The following is a 20,383-nucleotide window of genomic DNA, read 5'->3' on the forward strand; positions in this document are numbered from 1 at the left end:
GGGCCCGGATCAGGGCGGCGCCGACGCCGCGCCACCAGCGAGTCGAGGCGTTGGCACGCCGACCGGATCAGGTAGTCCTGCGGAGGCGGGACCTCTGCGACTCAGCTCGGGGACAGGGCGCGCATCACCCTCGGTACTCCTGGAGGTGGTTCTTCTCATCGGGGGTGGACGTTCGATGGAGCTGGATCCGATGGCCGTCATGGCGGAGGGCGTGGAGGGCTTGCTCCAGGGACTCCTCGCGTAGGAGGAGGAGATCGCTGTCGAAGGTGGATATGACGAACACGGGCAGGCCCTGCCGGGCGACCGCAGTCGTGAGACCGGCAACGACTCCAGCCATCGTGAAGGGAATCGGCCCGTCGACGTAGAGGCAACGCCATCCCGCATCCACCTCGTCGGAGGAGAGACCGGCGCTGTCCTCCGCCACCACGGAGAGCTCCCTGGGGGTGCGGGTGATCGACCACACCCCGGTCAGTGGACCGAGGTTCTCAATGGAGCTGGACGGGTCGAAACGGTGGATGCTCAGTGAATTCGGGAGCAGTGTCAGGCTGACTGTCGGCGCGGTAGGCATTGGGTTCGTGGTCATGATTACACCGATTCGGTGTCGCGGAAGACGCTCAGGGTGGCGTCACTGTGATCGCCCGGCCACTATGACAGACGCCATCAAGGCCCTCCAACTCCGAGGGCAGAAGAGCAGGACTGGAGGCGTCATGAGGTCGCCGTCGGCCTTGGTTCTCAACGCGGTTCGTTGACCGGTGGAGACCGCGCTCGGAGTGCGATCTTCATTGACGCGCGAGGCCCGGTGGGCCGGTCCGCCGCCCGGTGGTTCACAGGAGATGACCGGCGGATGCCATGAGTCGTTCCACGGCATCAGCCAGTTCTGAAGGCGGTCGGCGTCCGTCGAGTTCGAGGGTTGCACCCTGTCGAAGCAGCGGTTCGACGTCGAGGACCTGCTGACGGATCACGGACTGTTCTGCCTCTGCGTTGCCGTAGGGATTGTTGGTACGAACGGAGACGCGCTGGATGAGCACGTCCACCGGTGCGCTGAGGAGTACGACGGCCTCGAACCGGTCATAGAACCGTCCCTGGTTCTCGACGGTTCCGGAGACGACGACGGACGAGTTCGAAGCGAGGTACGCGGCCATGCGCCTTTCGTCCCATGTGCCGTCTGCGAGCACCCAGCCGTCATCGTCGGTGTCGAGGGTCCGATGGCCCCGCCGGGACAGCTCGCCCAGCAGCGTCGTCTTTCCCGCGCCCGACATACCGGTGAGCAGGACTCGGGACATCAACTCAGCCTCACGACATTGCAGTTGCCCAGCGACCGACCCTTCATCGGCCGGTGGGGGTCGAGGCCTGGACGGCGATTGCGGTGGTACTGGCGACGAGTTGGGCGATGATCAGCCAGGGGTGGGCCGCGCCCAGGTAGAGGGCGAGGAGGAGCGGGATCATCGCGAGGACGGTCATGTCCGTTCCGCGCAGGAGCGAGGACAGCTGATTCCTCGGTACGGGGCCGAAGGGGGTCTCCACCGGCGGTGTGGTCCAGTCCGTCGGGGGGCGTGTTGCTGCCCGGGTGGCTCCGGCTCCCATACCGGCTCCGGCCAGGACCGCCAGAAGCACGAGAACAGGTGTGCCGGCACCGAGTACCACCAGTGCCCCAGCGAGGGCGCCCATCCACGCTGCCATCGCGACTGCGGGCATGAGCGTCCGGCTGCACCGCACCAGGGCCGGGCTGATGGGTAGAAGCGCGTCGAGTTCGGCGACGACTGCTGTCTGCCGTGCGACGGTCCCCGTTCCTGCTGTGACCAGGCACCCGGCGATGAGGATGACGGTCAGTTGAAGGACCACGGGGAGGGCCGGCGTCATGACGGTGACACCGACGCAGAGCCCCAGCCACACCAACGCCGCCTTGGGCGGTGGTTGTAATCGCAGGAAAGCCACGACGTCGGCGCGGACCATGGCGGCGAGTGGCCCGCGGGCATGCCGTCGGTAGTAGCGCGAGCCACGGCGGCTGACGTGTGCGGAGGGCGCGGTCACGAGGGAGCGGCGAAGCTCGTTGAGATCGACGAAGACGATGGATGCCGCTGCATGGCCTGACACCGCACCGCCACGCTGCAACTCGATGCCGCGTACGGTGCCTACGCGGGGCACCACGTAGGCAAGGAGTGCCGCGGCAAGGCTGACGACGAGGACAAGAGGCCACACGCTGGAGGTGATGAACGGTAGGGCGGCCACCGGAAGGAGAGCGAGGAGCACCGCCGCCCGCAGCCCGGTGGTCGCCGGTGCCAGTTGCAGCACCGAGGCGCCGGCAACAGCGACGACGGCACCGCCTCCGAAGGTCACCGCGGCGATCCCGTGCGCCCATGGTGAACGGTCGACCGTGGTCAGGACACTGAACGGAACGTAGGCGATCGAAGAAATGGACCCGACGGCGACCAGTCGCGTGAGGAACGACGGAAGGACCATCGGCCGGCGATCGATCGGCAGCGGCAACCACCAGGCTCCTTCGGCCTGACCGACGGTGACAGGTCCCAGCTTGCGGGCCAGGACCACCACCCCGACCAGTGCCAGGTACGCCACCACCATCCAGACGATACCGGCGGGCACCACCTGCGACTGCTCGGCCACCAGCGTGGTGTCTCCGATGTTCCTCGCCGTGATCTCGTCGCGCAGTGCCACGACGAGGGACCCGACCATCATCATCAGGCAGACAGCTGCCAGTGCGTTCGAGTACACATCGACGAAGAGATCGCGGGTCGACGAACGAGCTCTGTTGTACTGCCGGGCTGCATGCCGGGTCGAACGAACGACACACCGAGCAAGGAGCACCGAATCCCCGTCAGGCATCGCCGGTCCCGGAGATTCGCCCGGAGAATCAGGCGCCCGCAATGATCTGCGCTCCCCGCTCAGTACCCACCGTCGTCACGGTCTCGTCGATCACCAGGCACGACGTCGCCGTCCGGACCAACAGGCGCGCGTCATGAGTGACCAGGACGACCGTGGTGCCGGCATCCGCCCGCTCCCGGATCCGGCGGGACAACGCATCGCGCATCACCGGGTCCAGACGCTGCTCGGGCTCGTCGAGGAACAACAGTGACGACGGGCGGATGAAACCAGCGGCCAGAAGCAGACGCCGACGCTGCCCGGACGACAACGCATCGGGAACCGCATGAGCTCGGTCCGCGATGCCGAAGTAGTCCAGCTCGGCATCCACGGCCTCTTCGGGAGCACTCACGGAGTGACCCCGAGCAACCAGGAGTAGGTGTTCACGCACCGTCAACGACGGAAAGAACACGTCCTCGTCGAACACCGTGGCGACCTGCCGGCGGAACATCACGGCATCGGGCATCACCGGCAGACCATGGACCCGCACATCCCCCGCCACCGGGTCCTGACGCCCCGCGAGTGTGCGGACGACGGTGGACTTTCCGGCACCGTTGAACCCCACCACCGCGAGAACCTCACCTGTTGTCACACCGAGGCTCACCTCCCCGCACACAGGAGTGCCCCCGTATCCGACGAGCAGACCAGAAGCCTCGAGCACGTCCCCCACATCAGCCATACCCCAACCCTAGACAGGAACCACCCTTCGGCTGGCCAGGCCGGCAACGGCGGACTCGACGTCCGGGCAGCCCTGAGCAGGAGGGCTACGTCATCGTGCAGGAAGAACCACGCGTACATCGCGCTGTCAGCGCGGATCCGCCACCGTCCCGAGGAAGACGGGCAGGCCCGTCTTCCTCGTGGATGATCTGGTCGCCGAAGGACCTGTCGAAGGAGATGCTCACGTCGGGCACCATGGGAGCCGATGTTTCCGCCACGTTGATCTGCGTGACCGCAGCTGCCACCGTGCCTTTCTCGGCGACGGTGATGTTCGCGGACTGCGCCGCTCCTGACACGTAGGCGTCGGTCGTGATCGCGTCGACGTCGGGCTCGATTCCGATCGATTCGTCGAGGCCCATCGCCGCCAGGACCTGCACGACGACGGCACGGTCGACGGGGGCCGCGACCTGTTCGGGCGCGGAGCTCGAACACGCGGTCACGGTCACTGCCACCCCTGCTGCGGTCAGTCCGGCGGTACGCCGACACCACTGCTGATGGCGCATGGAAGAACACGAGCCCCGCGTCGCGCCGCTCCGGGCGACGTCAGGTCCAGTACAGGAGACGGGCGGCCGGAACGCGTCGCTCGAGCTCCTCGACGAACCAGGTACGCATCTCGGACATCGTCTGCTTCGGGTACACGTACTTCACCCCGCCGAACTTGGACCGCTTCTGACTGCGCAGGTCCTCGTCCATCTCGAGCTTCGTGCGGGGGTACCAGCTCAACAGCACGTCCTTGCTCGCGGGGGTGAAGCGGTGGGTGATGATCTCGGCGGTCAGGTCGAGGTCGGGGATGCCCTGGACGGCCGCCGCGACGTCGTCGAGCAGCGCACCGTACTGCTCCCGCCACCCGGGGACGGGCATGATCGGCGCGATGGTCAGGCCAACCCGGTAACCCGCGGCGGCGACCGCGCGCAGTGCGGTCAGGCGGGCGGGCATGCGGGCCGTGCCACCCTCGAAGCGATTGGCCACCTCGGCGGCATTGACGGAGAAGCGCACACGCGTCCTGCGGCCGTGGTCGAGCGTCACCAGCTCCCCGACGTCGTCGAACTTCGTGGTGAACCGCAGCGAGACGTCGTCGCCGTACTCCCCCGACCCGACGCGCGAGATTGCCGTGGCGAGTGAGCCCGTCACGCTCTCGATGCCGAGGGGATCGGTGTAGCAGGACAACTCGAAGGTTGTGCCCTCGTGGTCGCGCTCGATGGTGCCGCTGGTCACCGAACCCCTGCCCGCATGCGTGCGGATCCCACCGAGGACGTCGTCGATGTTCGCGTAGACCCGCGTGACCGGCGGACCCTGCAGCGAACCCGCGAGGTAGCAGTACTGGCAGTGCGCCGGGCAGCCCTTGGCGAGGTCGATCCGCCAGTCCGCGCTGGGTGGGATGGGCTGCGGCTTGAGCGTGCTCGGAGGCGCCACGACGACGGCGAGCGTGTTCTTCGCGGACGCGTAGGTCTCGCGTTCGGTGGCACCGCGGAGGCCCGTGAGTGCGTTGCCGGGCATGACGCGGATGTCATCGACACCGGCCATCTCGCAGCGCCGGATGATCTCGGCCGTGTGCGGCAGGTCGGCTGCGGCACGCGTGATCATCACGTGCTTCGGTACCCACAAACGGGTGGGCGACGGGGTCGAGGCGAGGGTGGTCAGGTCGATGTCCTGTGAGATCGTCATTACCCTTATCAACACCGATCGAGGCCCGGATGTTCCGCCTGGGCGGGGTCGGACGAGGGGTCGGACGAGGGGTCGGACGAGGGAGTGAGCAAGAGCAGGAGGGCGCGGAACCGAGGGTCCGGGAGCTCCCGTCGTGAGCCTCCGACCCAGCTCGACCGTCAGCGGGTACTGGGGGGTCCTTGAGCGCGGCGGAGCCGGGCGCTCCGACGCGTCAGGCGGGACGCGCCTCGATCGACTGCAGGCGCACCGTCCGGATGCGCTGGTACACGGTGACGAGGCTCGCCAGGGCGAGTACCACGAGGACACCCAGCAGGACCACCTCCGGCAATCCGAGACCCGTCAGACCGGTCACCACGAGCACGGACACGAGGCGCTCGGCGCGCTCCGCCAGGCCGACGTTCGCGGTGAAGCCCAGCGACTCGGCCTTGGCCCGGGCGTAGGAGACGAGCATCCCCAGCACGAGGCATGCGAGGGCCGCCACCGCGATCGCGGCGTTCTGGCCGCCGGTGAAGAACCAGATGGCGACGGCGGCGAACAGCGCGCCGTCCGCGATGCGGTCCAGGGTGGAGTCGAGGAAACTGCCCCACGACCCTCCGTGGTCCTCCATGCGCGCCATGATGCCGTCGATCACGTCGGAGAAGACGAAGAGGGTGATCACCACTGTTCCCCAGAACAGCTGACCGAGGGGGTAGAAGACCAGCGCCCCCGCGGCCACCCCGATGGTGCCGGTGATGGTGACGGCGTCGGGCGTCACCCCCCAGCGCAGCAACAGTCTCGCCAGCGGGGTGAACAGGCGCGTGAAGAACCCGCGCGCGTACCGATTGAGCATCAGCCGGCCGTCCCGGACGGCTCGTCGGCGGGGTCCCGGGGCGGCTCGGCGTCGCCCGTGGTCCGAGCCGTCACGGCGGGCTCGGGAATCTCGGCGGGCCAAGCCGCGGCCACCTGCTCACGCACCTCACCGAGTGTCTGGGTGATCGCCTTCGTCTGCGCGATGATCGGCAGGAAATTGCCGTCACCGCCCCAGCGCGGCACAACGTGCTGGTGGAGGTGCGCGGCGATGCCCGCTCCCCCGGTGACTCCCTGGTTCATCCCCAGGTTGAAGCCGGTGGGGCGCGACACGCGACGGAGCACCCGCATGGCCGTCTGGGTGAGCGACGCGATCTCCGCCGTCTCCTCCGGATCCACGTCCGTGTAGTCGGGAACATGCCGGTACGGGCAGACCAGCAGGTGGCCGGCGTTGTAGGGGAAGAGATTGAGGAGCACGAAGGCGTGCGTGCCGCGGTGCACGATCAGCGCGTCCTCGTCGCTGAGGTGCGGCGCACGGCAGAAGGGGCAGGTCTCCTCAGACGTCACCTGGTCCTGGCCGCCCTTGATGTAGGCCAGGCGGTGGGGGGTCCAGAGGCGCTGGAAGGCGTCGGGGACCCCCGCCAGCTCGAAGTCGTCGGTCACCGCGGCGTCGCCCTCGTAGGAGCCCGGCCCCGTTCCCGGGGTCCCTCCTGCCTCCGGCCCCTGCATCAGACGGTCGCCTCCCGGCTGCGGACCGCCTCCACGATCCGTCGGACGGCCTCGTCCACCGGGACCTGGTTGTCCTGGCTGCCGTCCCGGAACCTGAAGGAGACCGCGTTCGCCTCCTGGTCCTCGCCACCCGCGATGAGCACGAAGGGCACCTTCTCCTTGCTGGCCGTCCGGATCTTCTTCGGGAAGCGGTCCGAGCCGGCGTCCACCTGTGCGCGGATCCCCTCGGCCTTGAGCTTGTCGACGACGTCGTACAGGTACTCGTTGAAGGCCTCGGCCACGGGGACGGCCAGCACCTGCACCGGCGCCAGCCAGGCCGGGAAGGCTCCGGCGTAGTGCTCGGTGAGGACGCCCATAAAACGTTCGATCGAGCCGAAGAGGGCCCGGTGGATCATGACGGGCCGCTGGCGGGACCCGTCCGCGGCCTGGTATTCGAGCTCGAAGCGCTCGGGCAGGTTGAAGTCCAGCTGGATGGTGGACATCTGCCACGTCCGGCCGATGGCGTCGCGGGCCTGCACCGAGATCTTCGGACCGTAGAACGCCGCGCCCCCGGGATCGGGCACGAGCTCGAGCCCCGACGCCTCGGCGACCTCGGCGAGGGTACGCGTGGCCTCGTCCCAGATCTCGTCCGAGCCGACGGACTTCTCCGGGTTGCGCGTGGAGAGCTCCAGATAGAAGTCCTCGAGTCCGTAGTCCTTCAGGAGGCCGAGCACGAAGGTCAGCGTCCCCGTCAGTTCGTCCTTCATCTGCTCGCGCGTGCAGTAGATGTGGGCGTCGTCCTGCGTCATGCCGCGCACGCGCGTCAGGCCGTGCACCACGCCGGACTTCTCGTAGCGGTACACCGAGCCGAACTCGAAGAGGCGCAGCGGCAGTTCGCGGTAGGAGCGCCCGCGGGACCTGAAGATCAGGTTGTGCATGGGGCAGTTCATCGGCTTGAGGTAGTAGTCCTGCCCGGGCTTTCGCACCGAGCCGTCCTCGTTCAGCTCCTCGTCGACGTGCATCGCCGGGAACATGCCGTCGCGGTACCAGTCGAGGTGGCCCGAGACCTCGTAGAGGTGGCCCTTGGTGATATGCGGCGTGTAGACGAATTCGTATCCGGCGTCGGTGTGGCGCTGCCGGGAGTAGTCCTCCATCTCCTTGCGGATGATGCCGCCCTTGGGGTGGAACACCGGGAGTCCGGAGCCCAGCTCGTCGGGGAAGGAGAAGAGGTCCAGCTCGGTGCCGAGGCGGCGGTGATCGCGGCGCTCGGCCTCGGCCAGGCGCTCCTGGTAGGCCTTGAGCGCATCCTTGGTGGGCCACGCCGTACCGTAGATCCGCTGCAGCTGCTTGTTCTTCTCGCTGCCCCGCCAGTAGGCGGCAGCGGAGCGCGTGAGGGCGTAGGCGTTGGAGATCAACTTCGTGTTGGGCAGGTGCGGACCCCGGCAGAGGTCCTTCCAGACGACGTCGCCGGACTTGCGGTCCACGTTGTCGTAGATGGTGAGCTCGCCCGCGCCCACCTCGACGGAGGCGCCGTCCTCGTCCGTCGCGCCACCCTTGAGGCCGATGAGTTCGAGCTTGTACGGCTCGTCCTTCATGGCCTCGCGGGCCTCGTCCTCGGTCACGACGCGGCGGACGAAGCGCTGGTTCGCGTTGACGATCTTCAGCATCATCTTCTCGAGCTGCTTGAGCTCGTCGGGCGTGAAGGGCTCGTCGACGTCGAAGTCGAAGTAGAAGCCGTCCGTGATGTAGGGGCCGATGCCGAGCGTGGCGCCGGGGCGCAGCTGCTGGACGGCCTGCGCCATGACGTGGGCAGCGGAGTGGCGGAGGACCTCGAGGCCGGCCGGGTCCTCGAGCGTGACGCCCTCCACCTGGGCGCCGTCGCGCAGTTCCTGGTCGAGGTCCATCAGCTCGCCGTCCACCCGCATGACGACGACGTCGCGGCGCTCGGAGAACAGCACGGCGCCGGTGGTCCCCGTGGTCGCCTGAACCTCTTCGCCGTCGACGATGAGGTTCAGGGGCTGGGGCGCTGACACGGGAGGTCTCCTTGGGGACGGGGGGATGGTCGCCCGAGAAGGGCGCGGCAGCCACCGGCGAGGGCCGGGACCGCCCTGCTGATCGTATCGGGTGCGTCGGGAGGCGACCAACAGCCTCGCCGGGTGCGCGGGTGCCGCCGGAATGCCGGACCGCCTCCGGATGTTGTGGGGGGTGCGGGCGGCAGGAGCCGCCCGGTATCGACGAGAGCGTGCGCGTCACCAGCACGCAGAAGCGAGGAACGCCGTGGACTACACGCCGGACGCCGGTTCCATCACCATGTTCTCGACCTCATGGTGCGGCTACTGCCGTCGCCTGAAGTCGCAGCTCACCGCCGAGGGCATCGGTTACACGGAGATCAACATCGAGGAGGTCGAGGGTACGGCAGAGCTCGTCGCCTCCCTGAACGGCGGCAACCAGACCGTTCCCACGGTGATCTTCCCCGATGGCAGCACGGCGACCAATCCCTCGGTCGCCGAGGTCAAGACGCGGATCGCGGCCTGACCGGACACTGACCGGACCCTGACCGGGGGGCCGCGCGGGCGCCGAGCGGTCGCCGACGCGGCCTTCGCGGGTCGCGCCCCGTCCTGAGTGGGCCAGCCCCGGACGGGCCGCCCGCCGGGGCGGCGTCCGTCCTATGCTGGGAACGGCGGGCCGGGCATCCGGCCGCCGCTCCCCGCGGAAGGACAGCAGAGATCATGGTGCACAGAGTTCAGGGCGTCGTCGTCAGGGCGAAGGACGCCCCGGCGGCCATCGAGACCATCCTCGTCCCGGATCCGGGACCCGGTGAGGCGCTCGTGGACATCATCACCTGCGGCGTCTGCCATACCGACCTGCACTACAAGCAGGGTGGCATCAACGACGAGTTCCCCTTCCTGCTGGGACACGAGGCCACCGGCGTGGTGAGCGCCGTCGGCGACGACGTCACCACCGTGGCTCCGGGTGACCGCGTGATCCTGAACTGGCGTGCGGTGTGCGGCGAGTGCCGCGCCTGCCGACGCGGCGAGCCCCAGTACTGCTTCGACACGCACAACGCCACACAGAAGATGACCCTCGAGGACGGCACCGAACTCACCGCCGCACTGGGCATCGGTGCGTTCGCCGAGAAGACGCTCGTGGCAGCCGGCCAGTGCACAAAGGTGGACCCCGCGGCTGACGCCGCTGCCGTCGGCCTGCTGGGCTGCGGCATCATGGCCGGCATCGGTGCCGCCATCAACACGGGCAACGTCGGCCTCGGCGATTCCGTCGCCGTCATCGGCTGCGGCGGGGTGGGCATCGCCGCCGTCGCCGGGTCGAAGCTCGCCGGCGCCACCACGATCATCGCCGTCGACATCGACGACCGGAAGCTGGACCTGGCTCGCGGGCTCGGCGCCACCCACACGGTCAACTCCACGGGCGAGGATCCCGTCGAGGCGATCCGCGCACTCACCGGAGGCAACGGGGCCGACGTCGTGATCGACGCCGTCGGGCGCCCCGAGACCTACAAGCAGGCGTTCTACGCCCGCGACCTCGCCGGGACGGTCGTGCTCGTCGGCGTCCCGACGCCGGACATGACCATCGACCTCCCGCTGCTCGACGTGTTCGGCCGGGGCGGCTCGCTGAAGTCCTCCTGGTACGGCGACTGCCTGCCGAGCCGCGACTTCCCCATGCTCGTCAGCCACTACCTGCAGGGCACGCTCGACCTCGACGCGTTCGTCACCGAGCGGATCCGCCTGGACCAGGTCGAGGAGGCCTTCGAGACCATGCGCAGCGGCGCGGTGCTCCGCTCGGTGGTGGAACTCTGATGGCTGCGCGGATCGAGCACCTCGTCACGTCGGGGACGTTCTCGCTCGACGGCGGCACCTGGGACGTGGACAACAACGTCTGGATCGTGGGCGACGACGAGGAGTGCGTCATCATCGACGCACCCCACGACGCAGCGGCGATCGTGGACCAGGTCAACGGCCGGACCGTGCGGGCCATCCTCCTGACCCACGGCCACGACGACCACATCCGGGCGGTCGGGGACCTCTTCGACGCGGTACGCGCCCCCATCCACCTGCACGAGGCGGACCGCGAACTCTGGGACATGGTCTTCCCCGAGCTGAGCCCGGCCCAGTGGATCTCGGACGGCTACACGATCGACGTCGCGGGCGTCACCCTCACCGCCCTCCACACGCCGGGCCACTCGCCGGGGTCCGTGTGCTACCTCCTCGAGGCGGCCGGCACGGTCTTCACCGGCGACACCCTGTTCCAGGGCGGGCCGGGTGCCACGGGGCGCTCGTTCAGCGACTTCCCGACCATCATCGAGTCCATCCGCTCACGGCTGCTCACCCTCCCCGAGGACACGATCGCCCGGACGGGTCACGGAGAGAGCACCACGATCGGAGCAGAGGCACCGCACCTCGACGAATGGATCGCGCGGGGGCACTGACGCGGACAGCCTGACGGTCGGGCCACCCGGCCGTCAGGCTGTCGTCCGCCAGGATCACGTCCGTCAGAAACATCCGAATGCTTACGCCGTCGTCGGCTCCGTGACCGGCTCGCCGAGGCGCACGATCGCCGCGTAGGCCTCGAGGAGCGCGGCCTCGACGACGTCGACGGTCGTCTCCGGGACGAGGTCCTCCGCGGCGCCCGCCGTCGTCGGGTCCCATGGGAGGCCGAGGGACGCGTACACCCCGGTGAGCACCTGCCGGATCGGCGCGGAGTCCTCCACGACGATGACGGACGAGAACAGCCAGGCGCCTGCGACGACGCGCTGCGCGGTGCCGACGAGCTTCACGGCGGGTACGCCGTCGCGTCGGCCATGCACGCTGAACTCCCCCGGGCAGTACTCCCCCGGCACCTCGCCGACGCCGGCCTCGAGGCCCACCCGGGCGAGCACCCCCGAAAAGAAGTCGGCGAAGGCCGCGAAGCGCGCGCGGGTGCCCGCCACGGGATCCTCGGCTCTCTCGATGTGGTCGACGACGAGACAGCCGCGGTGGTACGCGGCAGCTCGTCCGCCGGCCCTGCGGACGAGCGGCGTGAACCCGAGCTCCGCTGCGGATCGGCTCGCGGCGTCGAAGCCGGGGAGCCGCGCATCGCGCTGACCGAAGGCCACCGTGGGGCTCGGTCGGTACAGGCGCAACGTCTGCGGGCGGGTACCGGCGGCCACTTCGCGCAGCAGCCCCACCCCGCGGTCGAGCTCTCCTGCCGCGTCCTCCGACACGGGGTCGACGGCGAGCGCCAGCTCGGACGCGCCCTTCCACGGAGTGCTCATCCGACCATCGTAGGCAGTGCGGGCGAGCAGGAACGACGACGGCGCCGGGCGTCAGGGCATGGGTGTGATGGTCCAGTCGAGCCAGAGGCCTGCCTCGAGGGCGATGGCGGGAGGCACGGTGTGTGGACCGTCGAACTCGCGGTAGACGACGTCGTGACCGCGGTGTTCCAGGTCCGGGACCACGCGCCTGCTCGTCGCATCGATCGGCAGCACGGTGTCCTTCGTGCCGTGCGCGACGAACACGGCAGGGTGGCCGTTCTCAGGCCCGGCGGGGATGGACCCGGGTGAGAAGGCGATGATCTTGCGGAACAGGGTCCCGTTCGCGAGGCCGAGTCCCAGCGCGTAGGACGCCCCGTCGGAGAAACCGGCGATCGCGATGCGCTCCGGATCCACGGGGACGAAGTCGAAGACCTCCTCCAGGGCGCTGTCGATGACGGCGGTGTCCGGTCCGAATCCGCCCCGCACCGCGTCCCAGGTGGAGGCTCGGGAGGCGGGCGCGAGCACGACGATCCCGAGCGCTTCGGACGCGGCACGCAGCACCGACAGCCCTCCCTGCGCATCCCCGCCCGCTCCGTGCAACGCCACGAGGAGGGGTGCTGGCCCGTCCTCCGACATCCGCTCGGGAACGAAGACGATCGGGTCCCGCGACCCCGCCACGCCCAGGGCGTGGACACCGGCCGGGGCCGTGGGGCCGACCGCTCGTCCGTCCCGGACGTGCGGTCAGGACGGCGGGATCCTCCGACGTGCTCCGTGATCGTGCAGTGTCCATCGATCCTCCTCGGCGCGCTACGTCCCGGCCGGAGGAGTGGGGAGCTCCGCTGACGGGCGGGCCCCGCACCTCCTCGCGGCGACACCTCGGAGCCCAGGGTCGCCCGGGGTGCCCGATACCGGTTGCCATGAGGCGCCGGGTCGGTCATCACCGACCAGGAAGGCGCAGCCCGGGCTAGCGGCCGCCGTCGATCCGCCGGCTGCGCTGCTCGATGCCCGGTGTCCCGTAGGGGTAGTCGCTGAACGTGGGTGCGCTGACCTCGTCCAGGCGCGCCAGTTCCGCGGACGTCAGCGTGACGTCGGCGGAGGCGAGGTTGTCCGAGAGTTGCTCCTGCGTCCGGGCTCCGAGAATGACGGACGTGACGCCGGGCTGTGCCGCCACCCAGGCCAACGCCACGTGCGAGGCGTTGACGCCGCGCTCACCGGCGATCCCCGTCACGGTGTCGATGATGCGCCAGGTCCGCTCCTCGGCATTGCGCTTCTCCCACGCCTCCATGCCGCGCTGCGGGTTCTCGCCGAGCCGTGTGGCGCCCGTGGGCTCGGTGTTCCGGGTGTACTTCCCGGTGAGCCAGCCTCCGCCCAGCGGGGACCACGGAAGCAATCCCATGCCGGCGTCGAGCACGGCCGGGACGATCTCCGCCTCGATCTCCCGCACGAGCAGCGAGTACTGCGGCTGCAGGGTGACGGGGAGCGCGTAGCCCCGCTGCCGGGCGATCATCACGGCCTTCGTGAGCTGCCAGCCGGTGTAGTTCGAGAATCCGTAGTAGCTGATCTTCCCCTGCGTGACGGCGTCGTCGAGGAAGCCCAGGGTCTCCTCGAGCGGTGTCAGCGGGTCCCAGGAGTGGACCTGGTAGAGGTCGATGTGCTCGACGCCCAACCGGGTCAGGGACGCCTCGAGTGCCCGTCGGAGATGACGTCGTGACAGCCCCAGGTCGTTCACGCCCGTCCCCATGGGGAACCGGCCCTTCGAGGCCAGCACCATGGTTCCGGCGTCCACGGGGTTGCGCGCCAGCCACCGCCCGATGATCTCCTCGGACGCACCCGCCGTGTAGACGTCGGCGGTGTCGATCAGGTTCCCGCCGGCGGCCGCGTAGTCGGACAGGATGGCGTGCGAGGCCGCCTCGTCCGACTCCGCGCCGAAGGTCATGGTGCCGAGTGCAAGATGCGACACCGAGGTGCCGCTGGTTCCGAGGTTCCTGTAGTCCACGATCTGCCTTTCAGTGGGCGGTGGCTGCGAGCGGTGGCGTCGTCGTGCGTGCTTACCGTCAGTCGGTGACGGTGACGCCCTTCCAGAAAGCGTAGTGATCGCGGATGTTCTCCGCCGCCTCTTTCGGCTCCGGGTAGGTCCAGGCGGCGTCGGTGTTCTGCTCGCCGTCGACCACGAGGCTGAAGTAGCTCGCCGTGCCCTTGCAGGGGCACACCGTGTGTGTGTCCGACGGCACGAAGGCGTCGGCGCGGATGGAGGCCGGTGGGAAGTAGTGGTTCCCCTCCACCATCACCGTCTGGTCCGACTCCGCGATGACCGTGTTCTTCCAGATCGCCTTGGGCATGACTTCTCCTTCTCGTGGTTCTCGTCGTCGAGCCCCGGGAACGGTGTTCCCGGGGTGTCCGGTGCAACCCGCACGAGGTGCCGCGCATTCCGCGGGTGGAGTGCCGGTTCAGAGCTTCCGGACGGTGAGGATCTGCTCGAGCCGACCGAAGGGGCCGTCGACGTCGTGCACCACGCTCGAGGTGAGTCCCACGCCGTTCGCGCCGAAGGTCACCCGTGTGTCGAGCCCGAGCCACTCGCCGTGGGGCAGCCGGTGCAGGTGGATCTGCAGGTCGACGTTCGGGAACAGCCAGCTCCCGCCACCCGGCGCCACCCTGGAGGCGATGCCGTTGGCCGCGTCCATCATGCCGACGAGCCGCACGACGTCCGGCGTGTCCTCCCCCTCGACCATCGTGTGCGGGTTCCGAAGCCACACCTGCCCGCGCCCCGGCCGGTGCCCGGGTGCCACCCTGACCTCGAGGGAGCGGATGAACCCGCCGGGCCACGCCGTCATCCCCTCGTACGGGCCCGCTTCCTCGGGCCCTGGCATCCGCGGGTCCTCGAGGGCGGCCACGGCGGACGTGTCCTGGGTGCCCAGGCGCCACGCCCTCGCGACGACGGCGGTGCGCCCCTGCGCTTCCATGCGCGCCTCGAGGAGTTCGATGGTCCGCCCCGGACGGACGACGGCGGTGGACACCTCGAACTCGCCTCCGGGGATCATGCCGTGGATGTCGAAGCTGATCCGTGCGAGCTGGAGTCCGTCACGCGGCTCGCACTCCAGGAGGCACCGGGTGAGCAGACCGGAGACGGGTGCCATGTGCTGTTCCTCGGGGTTCCACGCCCCCTGCGCGTGCACGGTCGACGCGAAACGGCCGGCGCCCAGGGATCGGTAGAAGGCTTCGGGCACGCTGGACTCCTCGGTCGGTGGGGTGTGCCGGTCATGGGTCGTGGCCGCCACGGCCCCCATCACCACGCGGGAACCGTGCGGCACATCCGGTCATGCTAACCGAGCCGTCCGAGGGGTTCATCCACCACCCGGCCGGTGGATGAACAGGAGTTCCGGAGGGCGCGGACGGTACGGGGGAGGAATAGACTTCAGAGGTCGGGGGTTCCCGCTCAGTAGCCGGTCGTCGTCGGGCCCGCTCGGGTCCGCCCTGTATCCGGCACCCGGAAGCGCTCCCGAGCGGGGAGCAGTACCAGAATCGAACCGAGCGGAACATCATGGCCCAGACTCCCCCCTCGCGCGTCTCCGACGCGCTCCCCAGCCCGAACGACGTCGCACTGCCGGGTACAGCCACCCGGCCCGCCGTCGAGGCGGACGCCGGGTTCACCACTCCATCCGCCACGTCATCCCCATCCTCGTCCGCCGCCCCGTCCGCCGCTGATCGACGACGTGCGCGGGCGACCGTCGAGGCGCCCGAGGCGCTGCCCGCCCGGGACAAGCTCGTCATCACGCTGCTGCTGATCTCCGGGTTCGTGGTGATCCTGAACGAGACGATCATGGGGGTTGCGATCCCCCGACTCGTCGAGGACCTCGGCATCACCGTGAGCGCCGGCCAGTGGCTGAGCACGGCGTTCATGCTGACCATGGCCGTCGTGATCCCCGTGACCGGGTTCCTCCTCCAGCGGTTCAACACGCGTCCCGTGTTCATGGCCGCCATGGGGCTCTTCAGCTTCGGCACGCTCATCGCCGCACTGGCGCCCGGGTTCGAGATCCTCGTGGTGGGTCGCGTGGTGCAGGCCAGCGGGACCGCCATCATGATGCCGCTGCTCATGACCACCGTGATGAGTCTGGTGCCGCCGGCATCGCGCGGCAGGATCATGGGCAACATCTCGATCGTCATCTCGGTGGCGCCCGCCCTCGGCCCCACCATCTCGGGGGCCATCCTCAGCGTGCTGGACTGGCGCTGGATCTTCTGGCTCGTGCTGCCGATCGCCCTCGCAGCCCTCGCCATCGGCGCCCGGAAGATGCAGAACGTCACCACGCCGCGTCGGTCCAGGATCGACGTCGTCTCCGTGATCCTCTCCGCCCTCGGCTTCGGCGGGTTCATCTACGGCCTCAGCCAGCTGGGCGAAGCAGCAGCCGATGCAGCCTTCCCCGCGTGGGTCCCCCTCGTCGCAGGCCTCGTGGCGCTCGGCCTGTTCATCGCCCGTCAGCTCATGCTGCAGCGCAGGGACGCCGCTCTGCTCGATCTCCGCGTCTTCACCTCGCGCAACTTCACCGTCTCGATCGTCGCGATCGCGGTGACCATGATGGCGCTGTTCGGGACCATCATCCTCATCCCCATCTACGTGCAGACGGTGCTCGGGCTTGACCCGCTCGACTCGGGGCTGCTGCTCCTTCCCGGCGGCCTCGCCATGGGTCTACTGGGACCGGTGGTGGGTCGCATGTACGACCGCCGCGGCCCACGCGTGCTCCTGGTCCCCGGGTCCCTGCTCGTCAGCGCGGTCTTCTGGTTCATGACGCAGGTCACGGAGACCACATCCGTGTGGTTGATCCTCGCGGCGCACGTGATCCTCAGCGTCGGGCTGGCCCTCATGTTCACGCCGCTGCTCACGTCCGCCCTCGGCTCGGTGCGACCGCACCTCTACTCGCACGGCAGCGCGGTCTTCGGGACGGTGCAGCAACTGGCCGGTGCCGCCGGCACGGCTCTGTTCATCTCGGTGATGACGCTGCGCAGTACGTCGCTTCTCGGTGAAGGCGCCGCCGAGGACGCCGCTCTCGCGGGTGGCATCCGTGCGGCCTTCCTGTGCGGTGCCGTGATCTTCCTGTTCTCGGTCGTCGCGTCCTTCTTCGTCCGCGCCCCGGACACGGACGGAGCGCCGGCGGCCCCCGTCCACTAGGCCTCCCTTCCGGCCGCGCGTCAGGGCCCGTGGCCCGGCCCGGGCGTCAGGATGCCGGTTGCCGCAGCTCGATGAAGCCGTCGCTCGTGACGCGCGTCTCGTACACGGGCTGCGGCACGGCGGCGGGTCCGCGGTAGTTCTTGCCGTCGTCGAGCCTGAACATGCTCTGGTGCCAGGGGCAAGTGATGCACCCGTCCTCGATGCTGCCCTGCTCCAGCGGGCCACCGAGGTGGTTGCACACGCTGTCCATCGCGGTGAGCCGGCCCTCATGACGCAGCAGGAGGATGGGCACACCGTTGGTCTCCACGGTGTGGCGGCCGCCCTCGACGACGTCCTCGGTCCGGGCCACGCGCGTCCATTCCTTCGGAGCTTCGTGCCATGCCGTCCGGTTGACGTTGACCCCGTTCGCGTAGCTCAGGTGCCCGCCGAGGAACGCGCTGAAGAGCATCGATCCGAGGCCGCCCAGCCCGAGCAGGACCCCGAGCGCGCGGTTGTCCTTCGCGCGCGCCACCGCCGACGCGGTGTAGAGCAGGACGGCCACGGAGTTCCCGGCGGCGTGGACGATACCCACGCGGCGCTCCTTCTCCTGGGTGTCCGACCAGTCGTGCAGGCCCGTGATCGCCGTGGGCACGGCGGAGAGGATGCCGACGGTCACCAGCATGTCGGCGGCCTTGTGCGAGTCCTTGCCGCCGGTGAGGTCGAGGAAGGACGCCATGCTCCACGCGCCCGAGGGCACGACGATGAGCATGGGGTGGAGGTGGTGGCCGATGGCCGTGCCGCTCAGCACGTTCCGGATGGCACGCGGCCGCACGGCCTTCGAGACGACGGCGGCGATCGGATCGGCGACGCGGTCCAGGACCTTCGCGTGCTCGAGCCCGTCGATCACGCTCTGCAGGATGTTCATCCACTGCTCCTTCTGATCCCGGACGCCACGACGCCGGTTCCACGGATGCTGACCGCGGTGCCGCCCGGTTCCACCGTGGCAGCCGGCCCGGATCGGGACAACCGCCGCGCAGCTGCTCGCCGTCCCTTTGGTGTTCGGCGGGATCGATGCGAGAATCCGCTGCCGGATGAGGGCCGGCACATCCGGCGGTGCTCATCCTGCCGGCACACGTGAAGCAGGAAGCGGTGCCTCCCCGTCGTTGCGGTTCCTGGCGTCCACGTGCCCACGCGGACACGTCACGCGTGCCTGACGGTCCCCGTCGCAACGCCTCGGTAGGCTGTCCGGAGAGCGCCGATGGGGGCGTCCGGTGAGGACGGATCAGATGCACAGCAGGATGTCCGGCGCGCACGGGCGGCGCGTCGATCGACGACGTAACGGTCCCGTGTCCGCCGGTCCACTCGCGATCGGCGTGGCCCTCGCGCTGACCGCGGGCTTTGCACCGTCCGCGCTGGCGCCAGGCCCGTCCGGCCCCACCTCGACCGGTCGGGCCTCGGTCAGCGCCCTGTCCGATCGCGCCGTGGATGAGGGCGCCGCCGGCGGTCCTGCCGAAGCCTCCGCCCCACCGACTGCTCCCGCAGCCTCACCGTCGGAATCCCCCGCAGCCGTCCGGGCCCCTGCCGGCGACCCCGCACGCACGGCTCCTGCAGCGTCCGGCTCCGCGTCCGATCCGTCGCGGTCCGCCCACGGGGCTCGCCGGCCGCCGGTAGGTCTGACGCCGGCGGGGAACGTCACAGCGGTCCGACGCACTCCCCCGCTCACGGTGGGCAGCATCACCATCGATGCCGTCACGGGCCGCAAGGAGACCGTCGTCGCGGCCGTGGACCGGACGGCGGTGCTCATCGGCGACTCCCAGTCCACCCGTCCGGAGTCGTGGCCGCAGCTCGCACTGCGCACCCTCGGGTACGAGGTGCACTTCGCGGGAGCCGGCGGCACGGGTTACGTCGCGGCCAACCGGTCGATCGACGCCCTGAACTACCTCGATTCCTTCGCTGGCAACGTGTGGGCGCTGCCCCATGGCGACCCATCGCTCGTCGTCGTCGCCGGTGGCGGGAACGACGCCGCGACCGGCGCATCGGACGGGGCCATCCGTGCCAATGCCGAGGCGTTGCTCGCCGGGTTGGAGCGTGAGTACCCCTCCTCCCGCTTCCTGATGATCGGGACGCTCAGCAGGAGCGCGGAGGACGGCGGCGCCAGACGCCACGAGGTGGACGCCCTCCTCGGCAGTCTGGCGGCGGAGAAGAGCATCCCCTTCGTGTCCGCGGGCGACTGGCTCACGGTCCATGGACTGGAGGAGTACCTGGCCGACGACGTCCATCTGGACGCCGAGGGAGACCGCCGCGCGGCGGGCGTCCTCCTGGGCGAACTGCACGCGCTGAACCTCGACGTCGTCATCGCCATCCGTCCCGAGCGCTCCGACCGCGAACAGCAACGGGTCGACTGACCGCTGCGCCACCCCTGATCGCGTGGTCCGGGGAATCACTCAGTCGGCTTATCGTTGAGGAATGAGCATCAGCGACCGCCTGGCCGTCGTCGTCCCCGTCTTCAACGAAGCCGGCATCGACCGCACGCTGGACGCTCTGCGGACCCAGCGTGACGACCGCCTGCACGTCTTCGTGGTGGACAACGCGTCCACGGACGACACCGCGCACCGCGTGCTGCGGTACGCCGAGCGTCACCCCGAACTGGCGCTGACGCTCGTCAATGAGCCACAGAAGGGTACCGGCGCAGCCTCGGACACCGGGTTCCGTGCGGCCATCGCTGCCGGCTACGGCATCGTGGCCCGGACCGACGGCGACAGCGAACCCGCCGCGGACTGGTCCGAGCGCATCCACGCGGCCTTCGGACGGGACGAGCGGACGCAGCTGATCGGTGGCACCAGCATCCCCCTGCGCGACCGCCACTACCGCTGGGGGGACGAACTGCTGATGCCCGGGGCACTTCGCCTGCTCCGCATCATGATGGCCACGCACCACGTGGACGCGGCCTATCTGCGCTTCGTCGCCGGGCACAACATGGCCGTCCGTTCGTCCGCCTACCTCGGGAGCGGCGGCTTCGCGCGCACCGCGATCGACACGCGCGACGAGGACATCGACTTCTCCGTGCGCGTGGCCCGGCGTCTGGGCCGCGACGCGGTGCAGATCGACCCGCAGCTCAAGGTCGCGACGTCCATGAGGCGCGTCCGCAGGTACGGCATCGGGCTGATGGGCGTGCACCACATGGTGCCGGCCCTGCGCGGACGGCTGATCAGGGCGATCGACATCCGCTGAAGGGTACCGCC

General features: G+C 69.5%; 21 protein-coding genes. 6 read left to right on the top strand and 15 right to left on the bottom strand.

Features of this window, described 5'->3' with window-relative positions; translation table 11 throughout:
* Positions 1–124 precede the first annotated feature (124 nt).
* From AC4D12_RS07775 to thrS, 9 genes are all read right to left on the bottom strand, one after another.
* Positions 125–583 (bottom strand): ACT domain-containing protein, encoded by a 459-nt coding sequence (locus AC4D12_RS07775; RefSeq protein ID WP_490949317.1) that lies wholly within the window; start codon positions 581–583, stop codon positions 125–127.
* A 241-nt stretch (positions 584–824) separates the two neighbouring features.
* Complete coding sequence (locus AC4D12_RS07780; RefSeq protein ID WP_490949318.1) at positions 825–1,283, bottom strand: AAA family ATPase; 459 nt, start codon at positions 1,281–1,283, stop codon at positions 825–827.
* 43 nt (positions 1,284–1,326) lie between these two features.
* Complete coding sequence (locus AC4D12_RS07785) at positions 1,327–2,730, bottom strand: DUF6297 family protein (RefSeq protein ID WP_490949319.1); 1,404 nt, start codon at positions 2,728–2,730, stop codon at positions 1,327–1,329.
* A gap of 139 nt (positions 2,731–2,869) precedes the next feature.
* Positions 2,870–3,556 carry an ABC transporter ATP-binding protein gene (locus tag AC4D12_RS07790; RefSeq protein ID WP_490949320.1) on the bottom strand — a complete coding sequence of 229 codons (687 nt, stop codon included), beginning with the start codon at positions 3,554–3,556 and terminating at the stop codon, positions 2,870–2,872.
* 85 nt (positions 3,557–3,641) lie between these two features.
* A complete protein-coding gene (locus tag AC4D12_RS07795) occupies positions 3,642–4,097 on the bottom strand; it encodes a serpin family protein (protein WP_490949321.1) in 456 nt (151 codons plus the stop codon).
* 40 nt (positions 4,098–4,137) lie between these two features.
* Entirely contained in the window at positions 4,138–5,259 is a 1,122-nt protein-coding gene (locus AC4D12_RS07800) for a spore photoproduct lyase family protein (protein WP_490949322.1), read from the bottom strand.
* 211 nt (positions 5,260–5,470) lie between these two features.
* Positions 5,471–6,088 carry a phosphatidylinositol phosphate synthase gene (gene pgsA / locus AC4D12_RS07805; RefSeq protein ID WP_490949323.1) on the bottom strand — a complete coding sequence of 206 codons (618 nt, stop codon included), beginning with the start codon at positions 6,086–6,088 and terminating at the stop codon, positions 5,471–5,473.
* The gene (locus tag AC4D12_RS07810) at positions 6,088–6,774 is read right to left on the bottom strand and encodes an HIT family protein (RefSeq protein ID WP_490949324.1); all 687 of its coding nucleotides are present in this window, start codon (positions 6,772–6,774) and stop codon (positions 6,088–6,090) included. Before AC4D12_RS07810 ends, pgsA begins: the two co-directional genes overlap by 1 nt.
* A complete protein-coding gene (gene thrS, locus AC4D12_RS07815; RefSeq protein ID WP_490949325.1) occupies positions 6,774–8,786 on the bottom strand; it encodes a threonine--tRNA ligase in 2,013 nt (670 codons plus the stop codon). Before thrS ends, AC4D12_RS07810 begins: the two co-directional genes overlap by 1 nt.
* 244 nt (positions 8,787–9,030) lie before the next feature.
* Between thrS and AC4D12_RS07820 the strand changes: the two genes are divergently transcribed.
* From AC4D12_RS07820 to AC4D12_RS07830, 3 genes are all read left to right on the top strand, one after another.
* On the top strand, positions 9,031–9,288 hold the full coding sequence (locus AC4D12_RS07820) for a mycoredoxin (RefSeq protein ID WP_490949326.1): 258 nt from the start codon (positions 9,031–9,033) through the stop codon (positions 9,286–9,288).
* Positions 9,289–9,482: 194 nt separating this feature from the next.
* The gene (locus AC4D12_RS07825) at positions 9,483–10,568 is read left to right on the top strand and encodes an S-(hydroxymethyl)mycothiol dehydrogenase (RefSeq protein WP_490949327.1); all 1,086 of its coding nucleotides are present in this window, start codon (positions 9,483–9,485) and stop codon (positions 10,566–10,568) included.
* The gene (locus tag AC4D12_RS07830; protein ID WP_490949328.1) at positions 10,568–11,197 is read left to right on the top strand and encodes an MBL fold metallo-hydrolase; all 630 of its coding nucleotides are present in this window, start codon (positions 10,568–10,570) and stop codon (positions 11,195–11,197) included. The genes AC4D12_RS07825 and AC4D12_RS07830 overlap by 1 nt, the downstream gene beginning before the upstream one ends.
* An 81-nt stretch (positions 11,198–11,278) precedes the next feature.
* On the opposite strand, the gene AC4D12_RS07835 is transcribed toward AC4D12_RS07830, so the two are convergent.
* The 5 genes from AC4D12_RS07835 to AC4D12_RS07855 all read right to left on the bottom strand — a co-directional run bounded on the left by AC4D12_RS07835 (position 11,279) and on the right by AC4D12_RS07855 (position 15,225).
* Positions 11,279–12,022: a lipoate--protein ligase family protein gene (locus AC4D12_RS07835; RefSeq protein WP_490949329.1), complete on the bottom strand. Its 744-nt coding sequence runs from the start codon at positions 12,020–12,022 to the stop codon at positions 11,279–11,281.
* 51 nt (positions 12,023–12,073) lie between these two features.
* Entirely contained in the window at positions 12,074–12,679 is a 606-nt protein-coding gene (locus AC4D12_RS07840) for an alpha/beta hydrolase (protein WP_490949330.1), read from the bottom strand.
* 286 nt (positions 12,680–12,965) lie between these two features.
* A complete protein-coding gene (locus AC4D12_RS07845) occupies positions 12,966–13,997 on the bottom strand; it encodes an aldo/keto reductase (RefSeq protein WP_490949331.1) in 1,032 nt (343 codons plus the stop codon).
* 58 nt (positions 13,998–14,055) lie between these two features.
* On the bottom strand, positions 14,056–14,340 hold the full coding sequence (locus AC4D12_RS07850) for a DUF427 domain-containing protein (RefSeq protein ID WP_490949332.1): 285 nt from the start codon (positions 14,338–14,340) through the stop codon (positions 14,056–14,058).
* Positions 14,341–14,448: 108 nt separating this feature from the next.
* A complete protein-coding gene (locus AC4D12_RS07855; protein WP_490949333.1) occupies positions 14,449–15,225 on the bottom strand; it encodes a thioesterase family protein in 777 nt (258 codons plus the stop codon).
* Between the two features lie 314 nt (positions 15,226–15,539).
* Between AC4D12_RS07855 and AC4D12_RS07860 the strand changes: the two genes are divergently transcribed.
* The gene (locus AC4D12_RS07860) at positions 15,540–17,162 is read left to right on the top strand and encodes a DHA2 family efflux MFS transporter permease subunit (RefSeq protein WP_490949334.1); all 1,623 of its coding nucleotides are present in this window, start codon (positions 15,540–15,542) and stop codon (positions 17,160–17,162) included.
* 46 nt (positions 17,163–17,208) lie between these two features.
* On the opposite strand, the gene AC4D12_RS07865 is transcribed toward AC4D12_RS07860, so the two are convergent.
* Entirely contained in the window at positions 17,209–18,066 is an 858-nt protein-coding gene (locus AC4D12_RS07865) for a Rieske (2Fe-2S) protein (protein ID WP_490949335.1), read from the bottom strand.
* A gap of 361 nt (positions 18,067–18,427) precedes the next feature.
* Here AC4D12_RS07865 and AC4D12_RS07870 point away from each other — a divergent pair, with 361 nt between their 5' ends.
* Together AC4D12_RS07870 and AC4D12_RS07875 are read left to right on the top strand one after the other, a co-directional pair.
* Positions 18,428–19,546, top strand: coding sequence for an SGNH/GDSL hydrolase family protein (locus AC4D12_RS07870; protein ID WP_490949336.1), 1,119 nt, complete (start codon positions 18,428–18,430; stop codon positions 19,544–19,546).
* 61 nt (positions 19,547–19,607) lie between these two features.
* A complete protein-coding gene (locus tag AC4D12_RS07875) occupies positions 19,608–20,372 on the top strand; it encodes a glycosyltransferase family 2 protein (RefSeq protein WP_490949337.1) in 765 nt (254 codons plus the stop codon).
* Positions 20,373–20,383: the final 11 nt, after the last annotated feature.

Source organism: Arthrobacter sp. TJ-266, from assembly GCF_058269115.1.